Annotated in this window: 13 protein-coding genes; 11 read left to right on the top strand and 2 right to left on the bottom strand. The window is 59.3% G+C overall.

The features are described from left to right. Positions 1–41: 41 nt before the first annotated feature. Complete coding sequence (locus EDC28_RS04880; RefSeq protein ID WP_050657604.1) at positions 42–560, top strand: GNAT family N-acetyltransferase; 519 nt, start codon at positions 42–44, stop codon at positions 558–560. Between the two features lie 37 nt (positions 561–597). On the opposite strand, the gene cysK is transcribed toward EDC28_RS04880, so the two are convergent. Beyond that, the gene (gene cysK, locus EDC28_RS04875; protein ID WP_123420849.1) at positions 598–1,566 is read right to left on the bottom strand and encodes a cysteine synthase A; all 969 of its coding nucleotides are present in this window, start codon (positions 1,564–1,566) and stop codon (positions 598–600) included. Between the two features lie 90 nt (positions 1,567–1,656). Between cysK and EDC28_RS20270 the strand changes: the two genes are divergently transcribed. The 6 genes from EDC28_RS20270 (at position 1,657) to EDC28_RS04845 (ending at position 10,714) form a co-directional block, all read left to right on the top strand. Beyond that, a complete protein-coding gene (locus EDC28_RS20270) occupies positions 1,657–2,739 on the top strand; it encodes an RDD family protein (RefSeq protein WP_244946541.1) in 1,083 nt (360 codons plus the stop codon). Continuing rightward, complete coding sequence (locus EDC28_RS04865; protein ID WP_123420848.1) at positions 2,736–3,848, top strand: beta-ketoacyl-ACP synthase III; 1,113 nt, start codon at positions 2,736–2,738, stop codon at positions 3,846–3,848. The genes EDC28_RS20270 and EDC28_RS04865 overlap by 4 nt, the downstream gene beginning before the upstream one ends. A 180-nt stretch (positions 3,849–4,028) precedes the next feature. Further along, positions 4,029–5,216, top strand: coding sequence for an efflux RND transporter periplasmic adaptor subunit (locus tag EDC28_RS04860; RefSeq protein ID WP_123420847.1), 1,188 nt, complete (start codon positions 4,029–4,031; stop codon positions 5,214–5,216). Further along, on the top strand, positions 5,213–8,359 hold the full coding sequence (locus EDC28_RS04855; RefSeq protein WP_123420846.1) for an efflux RND transporter permease subunit: 3,147 nt from the start codon (positions 5,213–5,215) through the stop codon (positions 8,357–8,359). Before EDC28_RS04860 ends, EDC28_RS04855 begins: the two co-directional genes overlap by 4 nt. Before the next feature lie 142 nt (positions 8,360–8,501). Further along, entirely contained in the window at positions 8,502–8,795 is a 294-nt protein-coding gene (locus tag EDC28_RS04850; RefSeq protein WP_050657610.1) for a hypothetical protein, read from the top strand. Between the two features lie 167 nt (positions 8,796–8,962). After that, positions 8,963–10,714, top strand: coding sequence for an amidohydrolase (locus EDC28_RS04845; protein WP_123420845.1), 1,752 nt, complete (start codon positions 8,963–8,965; stop codon positions 10,712–10,714). 147 nt (positions 10,715–10,861) lie between these two features. Here the strand turns inward: EDC28_RS04845 and cysZ are convergent, their stop codons facing one another. Continuing rightward, positions 10,862–11,605, bottom strand: coding sequence for a sulfate transporter CysZ (gene cysZ / locus EDC28_RS04840; protein ID WP_123420844.1), 744 nt, complete (start codon positions 11,603–11,605; stop codon positions 10,862–10,864). A 163-nt stretch (positions 11,606–11,768) separates the two neighbouring features. Between cysZ and smc the strand changes: the two genes are divergently transcribed. From smc to EDC28_RS04820, 4 genes are read left to right on the top strand one after another with little or no spacing between them, the layout of a single operon-like run. After that, positions 11,769–15,191 carry a chromosome segregation protein SMC gene (gene smc / locus EDC28_RS04835; protein WP_123420843.1) on the top strand — a complete coding sequence of 1,141 codons (3,423 nt, stop codon included), beginning with the start codon at positions 11,769–11,771 and terminating at the stop codon, positions 15,189–15,191. A 22-nt stretch (positions 15,192–15,213) separates the two neighbouring features. Then, the gene (zipA, locus tag EDC28_RS04830; RefSeq protein WP_123420842.1) at positions 15,214–16,098 is read left to right on the top strand and encodes a cell division protein ZipA; all 885 of its coding nucleotides are present in this window, start codon (positions 15,214–15,216) and stop codon (positions 16,096–16,098) included. Between the two features lie 46 nt (positions 16,099–16,144). Continuing rightward, positions 16,145–18,490: an NAD-dependent DNA ligase LigA gene (gene ligA, locus EDC28_RS04825; protein WP_123420841.1), complete on the top strand. Its 2,346-nt coding sequence runs from the start codon at positions 16,145–16,147 to the stop codon at positions 18,488–18,490. Further along, complete coding sequence (locus EDC28_RS04820) at positions 18,480–18,893, top strand: hypothetical protein (protein WP_050657615.1); 414 nt, start codon at positions 18,480–18,482, stop codon at positions 18,891–18,893. The genes ligA and EDC28_RS04820 overlap by 11 nt, the downstream gene beginning before the upstream one ends. Positions 18,894–18,978 lie beyond the last annotated feature (85 nt).

Below are 18,978 nucleotides of genomic sequence, written 5' to 3'. Positions count from 1 at the left end.
TTAAGGGTTTTGAGGCAAGGTGGTTAAAAAAGGAAAATGCCATGCACCTTGAGACCCCACGCCTGACCTTAAGCCCGCTAACTGCAGCCGACCGGGATTTTTACTTTGCCATTGAGCGCGAACCCTCGGTGATGGCCTTTGTTGCCGATAACCGCAGCGACGCCGACATCGATGCCATGTTCCAAAGTGCCTGCCGCCCCTGGCAAAAAGAGAGCGAGCACTGGCTGAGCCTGGTGGTACGAGAAAAGGAAAGTGGCGCGCCCATCGGTATTCACGGCTTTCGCGCCACCTGGGCGCACCGCCAGGCAGAGCTGGGCTTTTTGTTTATGCCGGCCTTTCAGGGTAAGGGCTACGCCAAGGAGGCCACCCAGGCGGTTATCGCCCTTGCCAAAGAGCTAGGCTTTCACAAGCTCACCGCTGTGGTGACTTCGGGCAATGAGCCATCAGCCAAGCTTTTGGAGAAAAACGGCTTTGCGCGGGAAGGAGTGCTTAAAGAGCACTTTTTATTGCGCGGTAAGTGGCATGACGACTGGCACTACGGCCTGCTGCTTGGCCAATAAAAAAGGCCCCAAAGGGCCTTTTTCTTTCAACGCGCAGTTACTGGGACAGTTCCTGCTCGGTGAATACATCGGCAAACAGCGGCGAGGTCAGGTAACGCTCGGCGGCAGAGGGCAAAATCACCACAATCTTCTTACCGGCAAACTCCGGGCTCTCGGCCAGGCGCTTGGCAGCCACAACAGCGGCGCCGGAAGAGATACCGGCCAGGATGCCTTCTTCTTTCATCAGGCGATGGGCCATGGCCATGGCGTCATCGTTGGAGACCTGCTCCACCCGGTCAATCAGCTCAAGAGCGAGGTTGGCGGGGATAAAGCCAGCGCCGATGCCCTGAATTTTGTGCGGGCCGGGTTTGAGCTCTTCACCGGCCAGTTTTTGGCTGATAACCGGGGAGTCGGTCGGCTCGACAGCTACCGTCGTAATGGCTTTGCCCTTGGCGTTTTTAATGTAGCGGGACACGCCGGTGAGGGTGCCGCCGGTACCGACGCCGGCAATAAACACATCCACTTCACCGTTGGTGGCGTCCCAAATCTCGGGGCCGGTGGTTTTTTCGTGGATGGCGGGGTTGGCCGGGTTCTCGAACTGCTGGAGCAGCACATATTTGCTGGGCTCGGCGTCACGAATGGCGTTGGCCTTTTCGATGGCGCCTTTCATGCCTTTGGCCGCTTCGGTCAGCACCAGTTTGGCGCCCAGGGCCTTGAGCAGCTTACGGCGCTCCAGGCTCATGGACTCGGGCATGGTCAGGGTAATGGGAATACCGCGGGCCGCGGCCACGAAGGCCAGGGCAATGCCGGTGTTGCCGGAGGTAGGCTCGATAATTTCTTTACCCGGGCCCAGCAGGCCTTTTTGCTCGGCATCGTCAATCATGGCGGCGCCGATCCGGTCTTTGACCGAGAAGCTGGGGTTGCGAGATTCTACCTTGGCGTAGACTTCGCCACCGGTTACGCGGTTCAGTTTGACCAGGGGGGAATTGCCAATGGTCTGGGAATTGTCTTTAAATACTTGGCTCATAACGAAAACTGCCTCACTGAGGGTTTTGACACAAGGTAGCGGTAGCGCCACCGGGTGTTAAGGATTTTCTGGTTATAAGGATATAAATAGATGAATAAACACGATCCTGATTACCAATCGGCCTTGTCTGCCTGGCGTGAAGGCAAGGAAACCCGGGCCATTATTACGCCTTTCGCCTTCAAGGTAGACGATACCCTCTTGGGCCACCCCCTTGGCAAGCCCTGGCGACGGGCCATGGCCATGGCAGTTGACCTGCTGCTGGTGGCCATGCTGAGCCAGGTTTCAAGCCTGCTTGTCGCGCTGGTGGCGGCGGTGGGCATCTGGCAGCTGGCCAAACGCCACGACCAGGTTATTCACCCCTGGGCCCGGCGTTGGCTGCGTATTCTGGCGGTGCTGGTGGCCTTTGTGGTGGTGATTGTGCTGGCCGATAGCGTCAGCGACCGGGTCAAAGGCAAAGGCGGGAGCAGCAGCACTGAAGAGCACTCGGTGGTGACGGTGGGCGCCCTAGGCGCCGTGGGGGTGGCCACCGCCTTGTGTAAAGACACCGCTTGCCTCGATAAAAGAGTGCCAGCCCTTAAAACGGTGCTCGATGCCAACTTCCCCGGTGAGCTGGAATCGCGCCAGGAGCTGGCCGACAACATCTTTGACGACATGGATTTTCTGACGGCCGAGCAAAAGGCGGCCTACAAAGCGCAAATCATGGACGGCGCTAGAGCGCTCCAGCAGCAACACAAGGAAGAGCTTGAGGCTGCCCAAACCGCCAAGGAAAATGAGCAAGCCGACAAACCCAAAAGTTACGGCTATTCGCTGCTGAGCTGGGCCAAGGGCATCATTGCCGACCTTGGCCTCGGGCTCAGTTGGGGCGCGCTCTATTTCACCCTCTTTACCGCCGTGTGGCGCGGCCGCACCCCGGGTAAAAAGCTGCTGGGCTTGAGGGTCGTGCGCCTTAACGGCGAGCCCTTGACCCTGTGGGCCTCTTTTGGCCGCTACGGCGGCTATGGCGCCGGCCTTGCCACAGGGCTATTGGGGTTTATGCAAGTGCTTTGGGACAACAACCGCCAGTGTATTCAGGATAAAATCGGCGAAACGGTAGTGATTTGGGATACAACGGCGATCCGCTATACTGGGCCGCTATTAGATAACGCCAGTGAGCAGCAAGAGGAAAAGGCGTGAGCGAAATTGTCATCAGCGGCACCGGGCTCTACACCCCGCCCAATGCCATCAGCAACGAAGAGCTGGTCAAAGCCTTTAACCAGTACGTCGACAACTTTAACGAAGAAAACGTCGCCGCCATTGAAGCCGGGCAACTGCAGGGCTTGGCCCATTCCAGCGTTGAATTTATCAATAAGGCCTCCGGCATCAAGAGCCGTTATGTGGTCAGCAAGGACGGTATCCTCGACCCGGAAGTGATGATGCCCCTTATCCCCGAGCGCAGTAACGACCAGCCCTCGGTGATGGTGGAAATGGCCATGCACGCCGCCGATCAGGCCCTTAAAGCCGCCGGCCGCGAGCCTGAGGAAGTGGATCTCATCATCTGCGCCGCCTCCAACACTCAGCGCGCTTACCCTGCGATGTCGGTGGAGCTGCAGCACTTTATCGGTGCCAAGGGCTTTGCCTTTGACATGAACGTGGCCTGCTCTTCTGCCACTTTCGGCATTGCCACCGCCGCCGGCCTGTTGCGCTCCGGCAACGCCAAGGTGGCGCTGGTGGTTAACCCCGAGATTTGCTCCGGGCACCTTAACTTTCGTGACCGCGACAGCCACTTTATTTTCGGCGACGCCTGCACCGCCATCGTGCTTGAGCGCAGCGAAGACGCGGTTAGCGCCGAGCAGTGGGCCGTGGTGGGCGAGAAGCTGGTCACCGAGTTTTCCAACAACATCCGCAACAACTTCGGCTTTTTGAACCGCACCGCCCCCGAATACCAGTTCGACCGCGACAAGCTGTTCGTGCAGGAAGGGCGCAAGGTGTTCAAGGAAGTGGTGCCCATGGTCAGCGACCTTATCAGCGGCGAGCTGGCCCGCCAGGACCTGACGCCTAATCGGCTCTGGCTGCACCAGGCCAACATCAACATGAACCTTTTTATTGCCCGTAAAGTGCTGGGCCGCGATGCCGACGAAATCGAGGCGCCGGTGATTCTCGATGAATACGCCAACACCTCCAGCGCCGGCTCCATCATCGCCTTTCACAAGCACCGCAGCGATCTGGGTAGCGGCGATGTGGGCATTATCTGCTCCTTCGGTGCTGGCTATTCCGCCGGTTGCATCACGGTCCGGAAAAAATAACCCCGGCCGTGCCATAAAAGGGCCCATCAGGGCCCTTTTTTATGGCCCAATATAACCTTGGCAACATGTCGTACACATTTTGCAAAACAATAAAATACTTGCCCTGTATAAGCAGTCAGGGCCTTCGGCTATAACAGCCGCATTACATATTGTCGGCGCTGGAAAATCAGGGAAGCTTGCATGAAAAGAGTTGCGATTGGGTGCTTATTGCCCTTGGCGGTGTTGGTGGTGGCGATAGCGGGATTCGTCGGTTTGATGATGACCAAAAAGCCGCCGCAAAAAGCGGAGGAAGCAAGGGCCCCGGTGATGATCTCGGTGGTCACCGCCAAAGAGTCGCCGGTGCACTACCAAATCGAATCTCAAGGCACGGTGCAGCCGAAAACCCAAACCTCCCTGGTGGCGGAAGTGGGCGGCCGGGTGGTGTCGGTCTCTGACCAGTTCCGCTCCGGCTCCATGGTGCAAAAGGGCGAGCTGTTGGCTCAGATTGACCCTGCCGATTACCAAACCGCCCTGAGCGCCGCCGAGGCCGACCTGGCCCAGGCCATTGCCGCTTACGAGCAGGAAAAGGCCCAGGGCCGGGTGGCAGCCCAAGAATGGCGCAGTGTTTCCCCGGATAAAGTCACCGACATCGCGCTGCGTAAACCCCAGCTCGCCAGCGCCGAGGCCCTGGTGCAATCGCAAAAAGCCCGCCTTGAAGAAGCCAAGCGCAACCTGCAACGCACCGAAATTCGCGCCCCTTATGACGGCCTGGTGCGCCAGCGCAATATCGCCCTTGGTCAATACGTTACCCTGGGCACCCAGCTTGGCATGATTGACGACACCGCCGTGGCCGAAGTGCGGCTGCCGGTATCTGACGAAGAGCTGTCCTGGCTGGGCCTGAGCGATGGCGACCGCAGCGGCATTACCATTTCCCTTGCCAACACCGTGGCCGGCCAAACCCACCACTGGGACGCCGAACTGGTGCAAGGCTCCGGGGTGCTGGATGCCCAGTCTAGGATGAGCTTTGTCATCGCCGAGGTGCGCGACCCTTACTCGCGGCTCAAGGCCGGTGGCCATTGGCTCAAGTACGGCACCTTTGTCAGCGCCCAGATGCGCTCCGGTAAAGAGCGCCCCTTGATTGTGCTACCCAAAGAAGCGGTGCGGGGCGATGAAGTGGTGCTGGTCGATAACGACAACCACATCCGCCGCCTTAAAGTGCAGGTGGATCGCACCGACACCCAGAACGCCTATATCTCCAGCGGCCTGCAAGACGGTGACCGGGTATCCCTAACCTCCCTTAGCAACGTGGTGGACGGCACCCTGGTGGCCATCGCCCCTGAGCCGCCCAAGGCCGAGCACCAAACGCAACTGGCGGTGAGTGAAAAATGAGCGAAAAACAAAAAGGCGTTATTGCCTGGTTTACGCACAACACCGTTGCCGCCAACCTGCTGATGGCGGTGATCATCATCGGCGGTATTGTTAGCGCCTTGCTTATCCGCAAAGAGGTGTTTCCGCAGCTGGATCTGCCCTATATCTCCATCCAGGTGCCGTACCCCGGCGCCGCCCCCCAGGAAGTGGAAGAGGGCATCGTGCTCAAGGTGGAAGAGGCCATCGAGAACATCGAGGGCATCAAGGAAGTGAAATCCACCGCCAGTGAGGGTAACGCCTCCATTCAGGTGGAAGTGGAGCCTTCTTACAACACCACCGAGGTGCTCAACGAAATTAAAATTCGCGTTGATGCCATTCCCACCATGCCCGAGCAGGCTGAAAAACCGGTTATCTACGAAATTCGCCCCGAGCAGGAGGTGATCTGGGTACAGGTTTACGGGGATCTCACCGAGCGCGGCTTCAAGGAATACGCCAAATCCATCGCCGACGACCTCAAAGACTTGCCGGGCATTACCCGCGCCGACGTGCAAGGCTCGCGCAATTACGAGGTGGGCATTGAGGTATCTGAAGACAAGCTGCGCAAATACGGCCTGACCCTGGACGAAGTGGCAAGAGCGGTGCGCAACAGCTCGGTGGATATGCCTGGCGGCTCCATTAAATCGGCAACCGGCGATATCCTGCTGCGCGCCAAAGGCAAAGCCTACCGCGGTTACCAGTTCGACAAAATCACCCTTTTGACCCGCAATGACGGCACCCGGGTGCTGGTGAACGACGTAGCCAAGGTGATTGACGGCTTTGTGGAGCAAGACAGCTTTGCCCGCTTTAACGGTAAACCCGGGGTCTCTATCGGTGTGGTAGCGGTAGGGGACCAGGACGCGCTGAAAATCGCCGAAGCGGTAAAAAAATACGTCGCCGACAAGAAAAAGAACCTGCCGGCTGGGGTGCAGCTCGACTACTGGGGCGACAGCTCCAAGTTCTTGTCTGACCGCCTGGACATGATGCTTAGCAACATGGTGATGGGCGGTATCCTGGTGTTCTTGGTGCTGAGCCTCTTTTTGCAGGTGCGGCTGGCGTTTTGGGTGATGATGGGCATTCCGGTGTGCTTCCTTGGCACCTTGCTGATGATGCACCTGCCGATGTTTGACATCACCATCAACATGATGAGTCTCTTTGGCTTTATTTTGGTGCTGGGCATCGTGGTGGACGACGCCATCGTTATTGGCGAGAGCGTGCACTCGGAGATAGAAGAGCGCGGCGCCGGGGTGGATAACGTGATCCGCGGCGCCCAAAAGGTAGCGGTGCCGGCCACCTTCGGGGTACTGACTACGGTGGCGGCCTTTGCCCCCATGCTGATGGTCACCGGCTTTATGGGCGCCATTTTCGAGGCCATCGGCGTGGTGGTGATCCTCTGTCTGGTGTTCTCCCTGATTGAGTCCAAGTTCATTTTGCCGGCGCACCTTAAACATGTGCGCATCAGCCACGGCGAGAGTAAAAATCCCCTGGTGCGTCTCAAAGCCCGCTTTAACCGCGGCTTTGACAACATGGTGCTCAATTACTATCGCCCGGCCCTTAACTGGTGCCTGCGCTATCGCTACATCACGGTGTCGGTGTTTATCGCCATGATGATCCTGGTGGCCGGGTTAGTGGCGAGCGGCAACGTACGCTTTGTGTTCTTCCCCAATATCCCGTCGGACTTCGTGCAAGGCCGCCTGGAGATGGTAAGCGGCACCGCCTCCACCCAAACCAACCAGACCCTGGAGAAACTCCAAGAGGCCCTGTGGCGGGTGGATGACCGCTTAAAGCGTGAAACCGGCAACCGGGTGGTCAAGCACGTTTACGTGTGGAACCAATCCACCACCGAAGGCCGCTTTGTGGTGGAACTGACCAGCTCCGAGAGCCGCTCTATCGGCACCTTTAAGCTTGCCGACATGTGGCGCCAGGAGATTGGCCAGCTGCCCGGGGTGAAAACCCTCAAGATTAACGCCTCTATCAACGGCGACTCCGGCGGCGGCGCCATTGCCTTTACCATCCGTGGCAAGAACCTTGATGAGCTGAAAGCCGCCACCGGCGAGCTGAAGGCGGCCATGGCCAAGTACGACGGGGTGTTTGATATCGAAGACAGCCTGTCGTCCGGCAACCTCGAGGTGCGCCTTAAAATCAAACCCGCTGCCCAGGCCCTGGGCCTTAGCCTGACCGACCTTGCCCGCCAGGTGCGAGAAGGCTTCTACGGCGCCGAAGTGCAGCGCATTCAGCGTGACGACGAAGAAGTCAAAGTCATGGTGCGCTACCCGCTGGCCGAACGTGAGTCCCTGGCCAACCTAGAGAACATGCGCATTCGCACCAGCGATGGCAGCGAAGTGCCGTTCTCCTATGTGGCCGATGTGGAGCTGGGCGACGGTTACTCGCGGATCTCCCGGGTCGACGGGGTGCGGGCGGTGACGGTCAGCGCTGACGCCGACAAAAACAAGGTGGAGCCGTCCAAGGTGATTGGCGAACTGATGAAAGACGTGGTGCCGGGCCTTAAAGCCAAGTACCCGGGTATTTCGCTGCGCATGTCGGGGGAGGCCCAGGACGAGGCGGACAACAACACCCAACTGCTGCTGGGAGCCCTGCTGGCACTGTTTGTGATTTACGCGCTGCTGGCCATTCCCCTCAACTCCTACCTGCAGCCCTTTATCATCATGTCGGTGATTCCCTTTGGCATCATCGGCGCCATTGTTGGCCACTGGCTGCTGGGTCTGTCGGTGTCGGTATTGTCGCTGTTTGGCATCATTGCCCTGTCGGGGGTGGTGGTGAACGACTCCTTGGTGATGGTGGATTTCGTCAACCAGGCCCGCAAGGAAGGGGTGGCTATTCGCCAGGCGGTGGTGGACTCAGGCATCAAGCGCTTTCGGGCCATTATGCTGACCTCGCTCACCACCTTCCTGGGCTTGGTGCCCATCGTTACCGAGACCAGCCTGCAGGCGCAGATCATCATCCCGATGGCGGTGTCCCTGGCCTTCGGTATCCTCTTTGCCACCGTCATTACCCTGGTGCTGGTGCCGGCCCTCTACCTCATCCTGGAGGACTTTAAAAAGTGGGTCTCGGGGCATCTGCACTGGACCTTCGGCTCGGCCAAGGCCGACGCCGAGCACGGCGGATAAAGCTAAAAAGCCCGGTTTAACCGGGCTTTTTGTTGACACTTTTTTCTGTATTTTCAATCAGGTTTTGGCTTTTAACCCTGTCGTGATCGCCAAAGCCGTGCCATCTTTGTGGTGCTGGATGCACGGCGGCAAAGGAGGGCAGGTGAGCCACGAACGACAAAGCATCTTAAATGGCGTCTTCTACGCCCTGCTTCATCTCGACTCCTTAGAGCCGGTCAAGGCCAACCGCTTTGCCTACAACATCTTCCCAAACTTCAAAGATCGCTACGACGAGGAGCTGCAACACAAGACCCTCGCCGCCATCCGCTGGGCCCTGGCCCAGGACGATATCGACAGCTGCTGCTCCCTCGAAGACGTGCCCTTTGACGGCGCCTTTAAACGCGAATACCTCCATATTGTGCTGGGCCACCTGCTGGACGTGCGGGTATCGGCTTAGGCGCCGCCTGCCCCAAACCTATAAAAACCTAAAGGTTAAAAAGGTTTTGGTTAAATGTTTCTTTTTTGGATAAACACTGCTCCCGCCAACGGGGCCAAGAATAGGCTTTAATCTGGGCATGACTGCGCCGCGCGCGGTTTGCGCATGCCTAAAACCTGGAGCCACTAATGAAACTTGCCCCCCTCGCCATGCTGCTTGCTGCCTGCAGCTATACCGCCGAGGCTGTCGACCTCATCGTGCATAACGCCAAGATCTCTACTTTCGACGGAAAGTCATACAGCGGTTTTTCGGTAACCGATGGCCGGTTTGACACGCTAAGCCGCGATGACGAGGCGTTATTGAAGACCCGCCAAGCCAGCACCCTGGTGATTGATGCCAAAGGGAAGCGGGTGATCCCGGGGATGAACGACTCCCACCTGCACGTGGTGCGGGAAGGGCGCTTTTACAACACCGAGACCCGTTGGGAGGGTGTTGATTCGCTGGAAAAAGGGCTGGCACTTATTCGCCAGAGCGCCAAAAACACCCCGCCAGGGCAATGGGTGCGGGTTGTGGGAGGCTGGAGCCCCCATCAGTTTAAAGAAAAGCGGATGCCAACCGCTGAAGAACTGACCTTGGCGGCCCCTAATACGCCGGTTTTTGTGCTGCACCTGTATTCCGGTGGCGTACTCAATAAAAAAGCCATGGCGGTACTGGGCATAGACAAAAACACCCAGCCCCCCAAGGGCAGTTATTACGAGAAAGACGCCTCGGGCGAGCCCACCGGCAGGCTGGTGGCAGACCCTAACCCCGCCATCTTGTACCAAACCATCGCCGCCTTACCGGCGCTTAGCGAAAAAGAACAACGTAACTCCAGCCAGCATTACTACCGCAAGTTGCTGAGTCTTGGGGTGACCAGCGCCGTGGATGCCGGCGGTGGCGGCCACCTCTTTCCCGACAACTACCAGGCATCGAGCCAGTTGGCCGCCAGTGGCGAGTTGCCGCTGAGGGTGTCTTTCTTTCTCTTCCCTCAGGTGCCCGGTGAAGAGCTTAACCATTTCACCCAATGGATGAGCCGCTACCAGGCCAACCAAAACCAGCACCTGCATATGGACAACGGTTTTGTGGTGGAAGGGGGCGGCGAGTTGCTGGTCTGGAAGGCCTCGGATTATGAAAACTTCCAGGCCGAGCGGCCGGATTTGGGCGAGGGCGCCGAAAAAGAGCTGGAACAAGTGGTCAGGCTGCACCTGTTGCAGGGCTGGCCGTTTCGTATCCATGCCACCTACGACGAGTCCATCACCCGCATGCTGGACCTTTTCGAGAAGATTGATAAAACCCAACAGCTCAGCGCGGTGCGCTGGATAATCGACCACGCCGAAACGGTCAGTGACCACAACCTGGAACGCATCAAAAAACTGGGCGGCGCCATTGCCGTGCAGGGGCGGATGGCCTTTGCCGGTGAAGATTTCCTGGCGCGTTACGGCGAGGCGCAAACCCGCCGCTCGCCACCGCTTAAAAAAATGCTGGCCATGGGCATCCCCGTCGGCCTTGGTACCGACGGCACCCGGGTTTCCAGTTTTAATCCCTGGGCCACCTATTACTGGGCGGTGTCCGGTAAAACCGTTGGCGGGACCGTGCTCTATGGCGAGGAAAACCGCCTTGACCGGTTAACGGCCCTGAAGCTGTTTACCGAGGGCAGCGCCTATCTTTCCGGCGAGGAACGCAATAAAGGCCAAATCGCCCCTGGCATGTATGCCGATTTTGCGGTGCTCAACCACGATATTCTGACTGTGCCTGAGCGCCAGTTACTGGATACCCGCGCCGAACTGACGGTGGTTGACGGTAAAATCCGCTATGCCAGCAAAAGCGCATTTCCAACCCATTACCAAGCGCCACCAGAGGTGTTGCCGGCCTGGTCGCCGGTGACGATGGCGCTCGATTAAGGGCACGAGAAAGGGCTGTTAAACTGGCCCTTTTTCTATTGAAGGCTCGCCATGCTGCCCCCCGCCCCCTTATTAAGGGCAAGACCATGTGCTTGAGCGCCAAGGTCCGGGAACCGAACTCATCAAAAAGGGCCTAGCGGCCCTTTTTTAGCGTCTTAAAAGGTGAGGCCTAAACCGCTCGACCCACATGGCGGTGGCGCCGCACACCGCCACCGGCATCACGATAAGGTTCAAAATGGGCACCATGGCCAGCAAGGTCGCCAGTATGCCGAAGCTAAAACTGGCGCTTCGTTGGTATTTGAGGGCCAGTTTCATGTCTTCAAAGGGGATTTTGTGGTTATCGAAGGGGTAGTCGAGGTACTGGATGGCCATCATCCAGGCGGTAAAGAAGAACCACAGCGCCGCCCCCAGGGTCTGGCCCACTACCGGCACTAAAAACAGCAATAAAAAGCCGATGGCCCGTGGCAGGTAGTATTTGAGCTTGGCCCACTCGCGGCCAAAAAGGCGCGGCATGTCTTTGACGATGTCCAGCATGCCGGTGTCGGGCAGCGGCTCGCCGGTGAGTTTCAGCTCCACCCGCTCGGCCAAAAGGCCGTTAAAGGGCGCCGCTATCCAGTTGGCGATGGCGCTGAAAAGATAGGAAAACACCACCAGCACCGACAGTATTGCCAGCGGCCAAATCAGGTATTCAAGCCAGTCCAGCCAGTTTGGCAGGTAGCCCAATACCCAGTTGACCATGTCCTTGATGCGATAAGTCAGCCAGCTAAAGGCGGCAACAAACAGCACCAGGTTGACCAGCAGTGGAATAAGCACAAATCGGCGCAGGCCCTTTTCCCGAATAAGGGAAAAACCGCGCATAAGATATTGGGCGCCGGATACGGGATTGGCCACCTTGCTACCTCCTTAACATTCACAACGGCTATGCGTTGCATTCTGCAAAAAGGCCAGTATAAAAAGAGTGAACGCGCCGCGCCTAGCCCGGATTTGTTACAGAAACTGTGGTAGATTGCCGACTGCTTAATTTGCCACACCATAACGAGAGCGCCGGGGACAGATGCGCCTGAAAAGTATCAAGCTGGCCGGATTCAAATCCTTCGTGGACGCCACCAACGTGCCTTTTCCCAAGGCCATGACTGCCGTGGTGGGCCCGAACGGCTGTGGTAAATCCAACATCATTGACGCCGTGCGGTGGGTACTGGGGGAATCCAGTGCCAAAAACTTGCGCGGCGACGCCATGACCGACGTCATCTTCAACGGCTCCTCTGGCCGAAAGCCGGTGTCCCAGGCCAGTGTCGAACTGGTGTTCGACAACAGCGACGGCACCGCCACCGGCCCGGTGGCCCAATACGCTGAGATCGCGGTCAAACGCCTGGTTACCCGCGACGGCCAATCCCAGTACTTTTTGAACGGCAGCCGTTGCCGGCGCCGCGACATCACCGATATCTTCCTTGGTACCGGCCTTGGCCCCCGCTCCTACGCCATTATCGAGCAGGGCATGATCTCCCGGCTTATCGAGTCGCGCCCCCAGGAGCTGCGGGTCTTTATCGAAGAAGCAGCCGGTATCTCCAAGTACAAGGAGCGGCGAAAGGAAACCGAAAACCGCATCCGCCACACCCGCGACAACCTCGAGCGCCTGACCGACGTGCGCGAAGAGCTGGGCGCCCAGCTCGACAAATTGCGCCGCCAGGCCGATGCCGCCCGCCGCTACCGCGATTACAAAAAGCAGGAGCGCACCAATAAGGGCCAGTTAGCGGCGCTGCGTTTTCGCCGCTACCAGGACGCCATCACCACCTTAAGCAGCGAAATACGCCATTTCGAGACCGAGCTGGAGCGCTTTATTGCCCAAAGCCGGGGCGACGAAAAGGCCATGGTCGAACTTAAAGAAGCCCAGCACGATGCCAAGGCCCAGGTAGAGCAAGCCCAGAGCCGCTATTACCGGCTGGGCTCTGACATTGCCCGCGCCGAGCAAAACCTGGTTAACGCCAAAAGCCGGCGCAGCCAGCTTGATGAGCAGCTTTCAAGGCTTCAGCAACGGGCCGAGCAAGCAAGGCTCACCCTCGCTCAAGACCAGGCTCGCCAGAGCGAAGCCGATGACGAGCTAGAGATGCTGAGCCCCGAGCTTGACGAGCTGCGCGAGCAGCTGGCCGAAGCGCGCCTCAATCGCGAGAGCCTTGAAGGGCGCCACCGCGCCCAGCAACAGGCTCTTGCCCAGCGTTTGCAGCGCCAAGGGCAATTGCAAACCCGGCTGCAGGTGCTGGCGACCCGTATCGATAACCTCAAAGCCAATATCAGCCGTGACCAAGCACGGCTGGCCAACTTCGCCGGCCACGACAACGAAGCGCTGCTTGAGCTTCGGGAGCAGGGCGAGGCGCTTCGCATCAGCCAGGAAGAGGCGGCTGAGGCCCATGACCTGGCGCGCCAGCAGGCTTTACAGGCAAAAGCGGCCGAGCAGGGCGCCCAGCAACAGCTGCAAGAGTGCCAAAATGCCCAGCGCCAGGCCGAGCGCGCCTTGGATGCCCTTAACTCGCGCCTGTCTCAGCTCAGCCAATTGATAGACGCTGCCGGGGGCAAGGAAGAGTTGCCGACCCTGGCGGCGTTGCCGACCCTGCTCTCCACCCTTCGCATTGACGGCGCCTGGCACCGGGCCGCCGAGCAGGTGCTGGGCAGCTGGCTAAGCGCCCGGGTAGGCGACGACGCCCCCTTTTTGGATGCCAGCCAAAGTGCGGCGCTGCTGCGCCCCGGCGCCATGGCAGCCAAAGCCGGCACCTTGGCCCAAGTGGTGACTGCGCCGGTGGCGCTGCCTTGGCTAAACCAGGTGTACCTGGCCGATAACCGCGAGCAGGCCCTGGCCCGGCGCGAAAGCCTGGGTGAGTGTGAATCGGTTATCACCCCGGACGGCTTCTGGCTGGGTCCTGGGTTTGTCTCCACCGCCCCTGGCCAAAGCCAGGGTTTGAGTCTGGTGGCAGATTTGGACGCCCTAAGCGCCCAGCAACCGGCCTTGGAAGACGCCCTCGCTGCGGCCAGCGAGCAACTAGAGGCCGCCAAGGCGCAGCTTGTTCAGTGCCAGCAGCAGGCCGAAAACGCGCAGCGCCAGGAGCAACTAGCCCAGCAACAGGCCCAGGATGCGCGCCAGCAGCTGGCCATCTTGCAATCAAGGCTGGCCAGCCTTGAAGAGCAAGCCCGGGCCAGAGGCGAAGAGCGGGCCGCCCTGGTGGAGGCCATCGCCGCCCAGGAGCAAGAACTTGCCGAGCTTGGCGAAGAACAGCTGATGCTGATGGAAGACGCCGAGCAAGCCGAGGAGCAGGACACCCCAGAGGATCTGGAGCCGCAGCTGGCGGACGCCAGGGCTCAAGAAGAGCAGCTGCGCGGCCAGGCCCAGCAGCTGCAAATCCGCGTTGAAACCCTTAAATCCCAGCGCCAGGGCTTGGCCGAATCGTGCCAGCGGGCCGGTATGCAGGTCGAGGAAGTAACCGAACAGCTCGAAGCGCTGTTGGAAGAGCAGCAATTGCTGGAAGAACCCGGCCAGGACCAGCAAAGCCAATTGGAACTGTGGCTGGCTGAGCACAAGGAAGTGGAAGAGCAGCTTGGTACCCTTAACCAGCGCATGGCCGAGCTTGACGAGCGCATGGCGGTGCTGGAAGAGGGTCAGGCGGCGGCCTTTTCCAAGGTGCAAAGCATGCAGGGCGAGATTGACAAGCGCCGCCTGGAGATCGAAGGCCACAAGGTGCGGGCCGATGGCGCCCGCGAGCAGCTCGACGAGTTGGAGCAGAACATCGACGAGGTGCTGGCGGCCCTTAGCGACCAGACCGAAGAGGCCCTGGCCCAGGAGATTGACCGCCTGGTGAATGCCGTGGCCCGCCTTGGCGCCATTAACCTGGCGGCCATCGAGGAATTCGAGCAGCAGGCCGAGCGTAAGCAGTATCTCGACGAACAAGACGCCGACCTTAACGCTGCCCTGGAAACCTTAGAGAACGCCATCCGCAAAATCGACCGGGAGACCCGCGCCAAGTTCAAAGACACCTTTGATGTGGTCAATGCCGACTTGCAGCGCCTCTTTCCCAAGGTGTTTGGCGGCGGTAGCGCTTATTTGGAGCTGACCGGCGAAGACTTGTTGGATACCGGGGTTACCATCATGGCCCGGCCACCGGGTAAACGAAACGCCACCATTCACCTTCTCTCCGGTGGTGAAAAGGCGCTGACCGCTTTATCATTGGTGTTTGCCATTTTCAGGCTAAATCCAGCACCTTTCTGTATGCTGGACGAAGTGGATGCGCCACTGGACGACGCTAACGTTGAGCGTTACTGCCGCTTGGTCAGGGAAATGTCAGACAGCGTCCAGTTTATTTACATCAGTCACAACAAGGTCGCCATGGAAATGGCCGACCAGCTCACCGGGGTCACCATGCACGAGCCCGGTGTGTCGCGCATCGTCGCCGTGGATATTGAACAAGCCGTCGCATTGGCGGAAGCAGGCTAGAAAAAAGAGACAGGAAGCCTAGATGGAAATTTTTTTGCTAATTGCGGGTGTGTTGATCATCGGTGCTATTTTTGCCCACGGCCTTAAAACCATCCGCAGCCAGGGCCAGGCCAAGATGAAGACCAAAGCGGTCAAACCCATCGCCACCCAAAAAGACAAAGACACCTCAGGCTTTGACGACGACGGTATCGGTGAAGTGCGGGTGGTAGCCAAGCGCCGCCATGAGCCCAAGATGGAGCAGATGGATCTTAACCTCTCCAGCCAGGCCGAAGCGGCGCAAGAGGCCGAGGCTGTAGAGCCAGCCGCGGCACCAGAGTTCGCGCCTGCCGCCGCCCCGGAGCCTGAGTTTGAGCAAGAGCCGCAGGTGGCCAAAGCCCCCGGCTCCGAGGTAAGTGAACCCGAAGCCCCCTTTATGCCCAGCATCCAGGCCGAACAGGCTCCAGAGCCAGAACCGGAGCTTGCCCCCGAGCCGCAAGACGTGCTGGTACTGCATGTGGTTGCCAAGGAAGACGAGCCGATTGAAGGCGCCGAGCTGCTGCCGCTGCTGCTTACCCTGGGTATGCGCTTTGGCGAGATGGATATCTTCCACCGCCACAAAGAATCCTCTGGCCGTGGCCCGGTGCTGTTTAGCATGGCCAACATGGTCAACCCCGGCACCTTCGACGTGGACAACATGGAGCAGTTCAACACCCGTGGGGTGGCGCTGTTTATGACCCTGCCCAACGCCGGTGACGCCATGAAGGCCTTTGCCATGATGCTCTCTGCCGCACAGAAGATGGCCGAAGAGTTCGGCTGCCAGGTGCTGGACGGTGACCGTAACCTGGTCACCCAGCAGACAGTGCAGCACTACCAGGGCCAAATCCGCGAATTCACTCGGCGCCAGCTCCTTGCAGCGGGCGGCCATTAAAGCCTTTGTCAGCCCGGCCTGTGCCGGGCTTTTTTGTTAGAGCGCCATGAACGACATCCAAACCCAACTCGATACCCTTCGCCGCGAAATCGACCAGCACAATATCCGCTATTACGTCGACGACGCCCCCAGCATTCCCGATGCCGAATACGACCGGCTGATGCGCGAACTGCAAGCCATTGAAGCCGCCCATCCCGACCTTATCACCCCCGAATCCCCCACCCAGCGAGTGGGCGCCAAGGCTGCTGCCGCCTTTGGAGAAGTTACCCACGAAGTGCCGATGCTGTCGCTGGGTAACGCCATGGATGAAGGTGATTTCATCGCCTTTGGCGAACGGGTCGAAAAAGGCCTGGGCCATAGCCCGGCCTGGTGCTGCGAGCCCAAGCTCGACGGCCTGGCGGTGAGCCTTTTGTATGAAAACGGTGTGCTGGTGCGCGGCGCCACCCGTGGCGACGGCGCTACCGGCGAAGACATCACCCAAAATGTGAAAACCATCCGCGCCATTCCCCTTAAGTTGCAGGGCGAATATCCCCAGCGCATCGAGGTGCGCGGCGAGGTGTTTATGCCGCGGGCCGGTTTTGAAGAGATGAACAAAAAGGCGCTTGAGAGCGGCGACAAACTCTTTGCCAACCCCCGCAACGCCGCCGCCGGCTCCCTGCGCCAGCTCGACTCGCGCATTACCGCCAAAAGGCCGCTGAGCTTTTATGCCTACGGCCTTGGGGTAGTGGAGGGCGGTGAGCTGCCCGCCGGCCAGTATGCGCGGCTGATGTGGCTGCGCGGCCTGGGTTTGCCGGTCAGCAAAGAAGTGACAAGGGTTGAGAGCCTTGAGGCGGTCAAGGCCTACCATGACGCCATTTTGCAAAAACGCGACGCCCTCGATTTTGATATCGACGGCGCCGTTATCAAGGTCGACAGCGTCGCTGACCAGGACGAGCTGGGCTTTGTAGCCCGCGCCCCGCGCTGGGCCATCGCCTGGAAATACCCGGCCCAGGAAGAGCTCACCGTCCTTGAAGACGTGGAGTTCCAGGTGGGGCGCACCGGCGCCATCACCCCCGTTGCCAAGCTCAAACCGGTATTTGTGGGCGGGGTGACCGTCTCCAACGCCACCTTGCATAACGCCGACGAGATTGCCCGCCTCGGCGTCAAAATTGGCGACACGGTGATCGTGCGCCGCGCCGGCGATGTTATTCCGCAGGTGGTGTCGGTGGTGGAGGAGCGCCGCCCGGCAGAGGCCAAAGACATCGCTTTTCCCACCGCTTGCCCAGTGTGCGGCGCCCATGTGGAGCGCGAAACCCTGCGCACCCGCCTTAAAACCAAGGTCATAGAGCGCGAGGGCACCGCGTATCGCTGCTCGGGCAGGCTTACCTGCTCGGCCCAGCTCAAACAGGCCCTTATTCACTTTGCCTCCCGCAAGGCCCTGGATATCGAAGGCCTGGGGGATGTGGTGGTCGAAAAGCTGGTGGACGCCGAGCGCCTGGCAAGCCCGGTGGGTATCTTCGAGCTTAAACGCGAAGATATTTTGGGCCTGGAAGGCTTTGCCGAGCTTTCCACCGACAAGCTGCGCGCCGCTATCCTTCGCAGTAAAACCACTCCCTTTAACCGAGTGCTCTACGCCCTTGGCATCCCGGAAGTGGGGGAGGAGACCGCCAAGTTGGTGGCCGCCACCCTCGGCAATGTGGACAACATCCGTATGGCCCCGGTTGAGCTTTTAACCTCCATCCCCGATGTGGGCCGGGAAGTCGCCTTTCACATTAGCGAGTTTTTCAACGAGCCCAACAACTGGCAGGTGGTTGAGGGGCTTCGTGGCCAGGGCCTTAAGCTGGGGGAGGCCGGCGCCAAGATTAGCCTTGCGCCCATGAGCTTTAGCGAGTTTATCAACAAGCTCGATATCGTCGGCGTTGGCCCTGGCGCTGCGGAAAAGGCGGCCAGCCGCTTTGACAGCCTCGATGCCCTTATCCAATGCGCTAAAGACGAGCAAAACCTCTTTAACGCCCTTGGCGGCACCAAGGCGGCAGCCAAAGGGCTGGCCGCTTTCTTTGCCGACAGCGCCAATGCCGAACGGGCGCGGGATATCGAGGCGCGGCTCTTGGCCCTTGACGTGCACTGGAGCTCTGAGCGCGAAGTGACACAAGCGGCCGAGCTGCCGCTTTCTGGGCAGACCTTTGTCATCACCGGCACCTTGTCGGTGCTGTCTCGCGACGAAGCCAAGGCTCATTTGGAGGCGCTTGGCGCCAAGGTGGCCGGCTCGGTGTCGAAGAACACTGACGTGCTGGTGGCTGGCGAGAAGGCTGGCTCAAAGCTTGCCAAGGCCGAGAGCCTGGGGGTTGCCACCTGGGACGACCAGGCGTTGATGGCATTTTTGCGCGAACAAGGGGTTATCGATGCTGCATAACTGGCTGATGCGTTTATTTATTCTGCTTATTCTGGTGCTGCTCTACACCTACGGCATTGCCCTGGTGATGTATGGCGTTGGCATCAGCGTGCCCAAGCTTCCTTACCTTAACTGGCTGAGCGATCCGGCCCAGCCCTGGAGCCTGCTGCTGGTGGCGTTGGGGATGCAGCTGCTCTCTGCCCCCACCGGCTTTGCGGTGGCGCGCCTTGAGCAAGAGATGCCGCTGTGGCTGGCCTTTATGATCGCCGTGCCAGCGCCGGGCATGTTGCTCTGGCAAGATTGGCACACTCAGCTGAGCTTTATGGGCTTTGCTCTGGAGCCTTTGGTGGAGCTTGCCAGCCTGCCGCTCTGGACTTGGTTCTGGCTGCGCCGGGAGCGCAAAAAACAGGGCTTTTCTGCCTGAGTAAACGGGTTTTGCCGGCGGCCTTTTATCTCAGATAAAGGGCCGATCGGCGAAACCCATTGCCGTTATCGACAAAGCTGACCAC

It is taken from the genome of Gallaecimonas pentaromativorans (assembly GCF_003751625.1).
GTDB lineage: Bacteria > Pseudomonadota > Gammaproteobacteria > Enterobacterales > Gallaecimonadaceae > Gallaecimonas > Gallaecimonas pentaromativorans.
This window is presented reverse-complemented; position numbering and strand designations above follow the sequence as displayed.

What these genes read in the sequence shown, in the direction of transcription:
- cysK (WP_123420849.1), bottom strand. Translation starts at nt 1,566, where the DNA reads ATGAGCCAAGTATTTAAAGACAATTCCCAGACCATTGGCAATTCCCCC.
- smc (WP_123420843.1), top strand. Translation starts at nt 11,769, where the DNA reads ATGCGCCTGAAAAGTATCAAGCTGGCCGGATTCAAATCCTTCGTGGAC.
- EDC28_RS20270 (WP_244946541.1), top strand. Translation starts at nt 1,657, where the DNA reads ATGAATAAACACGATCCTGATTACCAATCGGCCTTGTCTGCCTGGCGT.
- ligA (WP_123420841.1), top strand. Translation starts at nt 16,145, where the DNA reads ATGAACGACATCCAAACCCAACTCGATACCCTTCGCCGCGAAATCGAC.
- EDC28_RS04880 (WP_050657604.1), top strand. Translation starts at nt 42, where the DNA reads ATGCACCTTGAGACCCCACGCCTGACCTTAAGCCCGCTAACTGCAGCC.
- EDC28_RS04860 (WP_123420847.1), top strand. Translation starts at nt 4,029, where the DNA reads ATGAAAAGAGTTGCGATTGGGTGCTTATTGCCCTTGGCGGTGTTGGTG.
- EDC28_RS04855 (WP_123420846.1), top strand. Translation starts at nt 5,213, where the DNA reads ATGAGCGAAAAACAAAAAGGCGTTATTGCCTGGTTTACGCACAACACC.
- EDC28_RS04845 (WP_123420845.1), top strand. Translation starts at nt 8,963, where the DNA reads ATGAAACTTGCCCCCCTCGCCATGCTGCTTGCTGCCTGCAGCTATACC.
- zipA (WP_123420842.1), top strand. Translation starts at nt 15,214, where the DNA reads ATGGAAATTTTTTTGCTAATTGCGGGTGTGTTGATCATCGGTGCTATT.
- EDC28_RS04820 (WP_050657615.1), top strand. Translation starts at nt 18,480, where the DNA reads ATGCTGCATAACTGGCTGATGCGTTTATTTATTCTGCTTATTCTGGTG.